Origin of the sequence: Mycolicibacterium iranicum, assembly GCF_002101705.1 — a bacterium.
Lineage (GTDB): Bacteria > Actinomycetota > Actinomycetes > Mycobacteriales > Mycobacteriaceae > Mycobacterium > Mycobacterium iranicum.
In genome coordinates this window covers 1-3,980 of sequence record NZ_LQPC01000053.1, presented here as the reverse complement: position 1 = coordinate 3,980, position 3,980 = coordinate 1, and the positions used below count along the sequence as shown (strand labels likewise).

Sequence of the window (3,980 nt, the reverse complement as noted above, 5' to 3'; positions counted from 1 at the left end):
GGTCGACGAACAACGCGGTCAGGACCAGACGGGCCTTTGACGTGGGTTGCGGCATCCCCGAGCATCACGCCGAGCCGAACTGTCTCCAATGCCCCGAGACATCTATCTCCAATGACGCGAGACATCTGTCGCCGATGTCCTGAACCAGCACACTGTCAGCCCGACGCACGAAAACCCGCTCTGACCAGTTCGGAGCGGGTTTCGTGTATTTGGGGAGGTGCCGCGGCCTGCCGGCCCGAGACCACAACTACGGGGTCGGTGTTCACGACCGACCAGGTCGATGTGGCGCCGAGACAATTTAACCGTCCAAAGTGCCGAATCACCGCTGACTGGACGGACATGGCACCAAAGGTCGGAACTCCGCGCCCGCGCGAGCCGGGCACAGCGACGACACGGGGGCAGCGTTGAGTCAGTGGCTGGTATCCCATGTGCCCTCGTGGCTGCTGCTGATCGGGATGGTCACCGGTACGGCGGGCACCGCCATCGTTATCCAGCTCGTGGTGCGGCGCCGATTTCCCAACCTCCGAGGCGAGGAACACAACGACGTCACCAAGTTCGCCTTCGGGGTCGTCGGTTTCGTGTTCGCCTTCTTCATCGGCTTCGTAGTCTCAGCGATGTGGGGCCAGATAAGCCACGCCGATGACCTGGTGCGCACCGAAGGCACCGCCGGTGCGCAATTGGCCAGGGACTCACACATTTTCAATCAGCCCGACAGGGAACGGATCCGACTGAGTCTGCTCGAGTACGAGCAGGCAGCCATCATCGAGTGGGACGAAATCAACGAAGGCCGGTCCTATCCGGCAGCGGACCAAGCGCTGAACCGGCTCTACGCCGCCTATGAAGGGATAACGCCCGACACTGATGCGCAAAAGACGCTTCTGTCAACCTCTTTCAGTAACTTGAACGACCTCAGCAAGAACCGCGCCGAGCGCATTCTGCAAGCGCGCACCGACACCGGTCCGCCATGGTCACTGTGGGCCGTCATCTTCGTCACGAGCGGCCTTCTGCTGGGCTGCGCCATCATCTACGGCGTGGAGAAGGCCGCCAACCACTTCGCCATGGTGGCCATCATCGGAACGCTCGTCGGCGCTCAACTCTTCCTCGTGGTCGAGCTTTCCCACCCGTATGTGGGAGCGGTGTCCACGGTCCCAGAACCGCTTCAACAAGTCATACGGACCCTGCAGGCCACCCCTTAGGAGGCGGCTGGATCTGGCGGCGTCACGGTCAGCATCGCCAGCAGATTCATGCGACTGGCAACCAACTCGGTGAATCGCGGTCAGCGAACGATCGCCGCGGCGTAATTTACGGGAAGCACAATCAGCCCACACGACGCGGCGACCCCCGTCGACGCACCTGTGTAGTGCTTCGTCGAAAGGAAACCCATGAGTTACGCCAACAACATTGGTCGCGTCGGAGCGCTTGCAGTGACACTGGGTGTCGGTTGGGCTGTCGCATCTGCATCAGGAGTCGCATACGCCGACACCGGAGATTCCTCGTCATCGAGCGAATCATCGAGCGCTTCGTCGTCGAGTTCGACGGCCTCATCCTCGGATGACTCCGACTCGTCTGCATCCGACAACTCCGCAGCTGCTTCGGACACCGCGGCCGACGACAACGAGACCGCTGACGACGCCGACGACGAGGCTGCCGAGGATTCCGCGCACCGTCGTACCACGAAGGCGAGCCGGGCCGAGGCCTCCTCCGACGGCGACGACGATGCACCCGCGGAGTCGGTCACCGACGAGGAGGAAGCAGAGCCCGACGCCGGGCCGACCGAGAAGCCAACCGTGACGAAGGTGGTCTCCGACGGGGTCAGCTCGCTGCCCGCCCCGGAGCAGCCGTCGCCGGCCGCACCGCTGCAAGGCTCGACGCTCCTCGCGTCGCTGGCCGCTGCCCGTGACGAGCTCGAACGCAACACGCTGCGCCGCACCGCCGTCACGACACAGCAGGCCGAGGTGCTCGACGTCGGAACACCCAATGTCCTGGTCATCGGTGTCGACGGCACCAACTTGAGTCGGGTGCTGGCGCACCCCGAGCTCACCACGAACTTCTTCAAGCTGATCCAAGGCAGCACCACCGCCGCATCGACGATCGTCGGGCATACCACCATCTCGAACCCGTCTTGGTCGTCCATCCTCACCGGGGCGTGGGGGGAGAAGACAGGGGTCATCAACAACGTCTTCACCCCGTGGACGTACTCCAAATGGCCGACCGTGTTCACTCAGCTCGAGACCCTGAATTCCGCGATCGAGACGACGTCGATCGCCAACTGGAACGTCATCTCGGCCATCGCGGCGTCCGGCCTCGGCGTCGACAACCTCGTCAACGTGCCAGAACAGGAGAACGATCCGCGCTGGCTGGAGGCCGACGACCTCGTCGGCGAATACACCGAGGCGGCCATCGCCGCGGCCAGCGCCGACGTCGCCAACCTGATCTTCAGCTACTTCGTCGGTGTCGACGAGAACGGCCACCTGTACGGCGGCGACTCACCGGAATACCTCGAAGCACTGGCGAACTTCGACGAAAATCTCGGCTTGATCATGGCGGCCGTCGACGACTGGGAAGACCTCACCGGTGAACAGTGGACCATCATGATGGTCACCGATCACGGCCACCAGCCGCAAAAAGGCTTCGGTCACGGCTTCCAGTCGCCGGACGAGACCTCGACGTTCGTGATCGCCAACTCCCCGGGGCTTTTCACCGAGGGTGGGGTGAACCTCAAATATTCGATCGTCGACGTCACCCCGACGGTGATGCACCTGTTCGGTTACCAGCCGGCCGAAGACTCCGACGGCGTCTCGCTCACCGACCTCGACGACAGCACAGTGCTGCCCGGTGATAACGACGCGTTGCTGCGCAAGGCGCTGCAGGATGCGATCGCGATGTACGGCTATCCCGACATCGGCACCAATATCGCGCTCAGCGTGCGCACCATCGTCGCGACGATTCCCTACTACGTGGACAACATCGTCAACGGCATCACATCGGGGTTGCAGTCGCTCGCCGATCAGGACATCTTCCTGATCAGCCCGCTCGCCCAGCTGGCCATCATTCCGGTCGACATCGTCGGCGACATCGCCTACATCGCGACCAACATCGTCGCTCAGATTGTCGCCCGGCTCACCGGCGTGGAAGGTGCCAGCATCTTCCCGCTGCAACGTCCGACGACGCCGACGTTCCCGTGGCCGCCGGAGGAGTCGTCGACGCCTGACTTGGTGGCGGTGGCGTGCACCGACGGTCGCGTGTCGAGCGCGCTGTTCGCCTGTGGCGCAGCAGCTGTCGCGGTCTGAGTTTGGGTGCTAGCAGGAATGCCGCGGAGGCGGTCCCGCACCTAGCTTCTGAGGTATGCCGACATACCGGGCCTTCCAGGTCACCGATCAGCGCCATTTCGAGCTCGTAGACCGGGACCTCGTCGACCCCGCACCGGGCCAGGTGCGGTTGCGGGTGCTCACCTGCGGGGTGTGTCACAGCGACGTTCTCGCCGTCGAGGGTCAGCGATCGGACCCGGCGACGCCGCTGGTTCCGGGCCACGAAGTCGTCGGAGTCGTCGATGCCGTGGGTGAAGGCGTCACCGGGTGGGCCGTCGGCGACCGGGCGGGACTGGGGTTCCTCGGCGGGCCCTGCGGCCAGTGCGAGTGGTGCAGGCGCGGCGATTACGTGAACTGCACCGACCAGCCGCTGCCGGGGACATCGGTCGATGGAGGCTACGCGGAGATGGTCTATGCGCGCGCCAGCGGACTGGTCCGCGTGCCCGCCGGCCTCGATCCCGTGACCGTCGCCCCACTGCTGTGCGCCGGGATCACGACATTCAATGCGCTGAGAGTCGCCGATGCCCCACCGGGCAGCCTGGTTGCCGTCCAGGGGCTCGGTGGCCTCGGTCATCTCGGTGTTCAATATGCGAAGAAGTGCCGACGGTCACGTAATTCCCCAGGGGCTGCCGTCACGTAATTCCTCATGTTCGGGCCCTGCTGTGGCGAGGA

The 3,980-nt window shown here is 64.3% G+C and carries 3 protein-coding genes; all 3 read left to right on the top strand.

The annotated features are described in order from the left end of the window. The first annotated feature begins 404 nt into the window (after window positions 1-404). The 3 genes from AWC12_RS26045 (at window position 405) to AWC12_RS26035 (ending at window position 3,948) form a co-directional block, all read left to right on the top strand. Window positions 405-1,196 carry a bestrophin-like domain gene (locus AWC12_RS26045; RefSeq protein WP_085177947.1) on the top strand — a complete coding sequence of 264 codons (792 nt, stop codon included), beginning with the start codon at window positions 405-407 and terminating at the stop codon, window positions 1,194-1,196. Window positions 1,197-1,382: 186 nt separating this feature from the next. Continuing rightward, window positions 1,383-3,290, top strand: coding sequence for an alkaline phosphatase family protein (locus AWC12_RS26040; RefSeq protein ID WP_024447828.1), 1,908 nt, complete (start codon window positions 1,383-1,385; stop codon window positions 3,288-3,290). Window positions 3,291-3,345: 55 nt separating this feature from the next. Next, on the top strand, window positions 3,346-3,948 hold the full coding sequence (locus AWC12_RS26035) for an alcohol dehydrogenase catalytic domain-containing protein (protein WP_085177946.1): 603 nt from the start codon (window positions 3,346-3,348) through the stop codon (window positions 3,946-3,948). The last annotated feature ends 32 nt before the right edge of the window (window positions 3,949-3,980 follow it).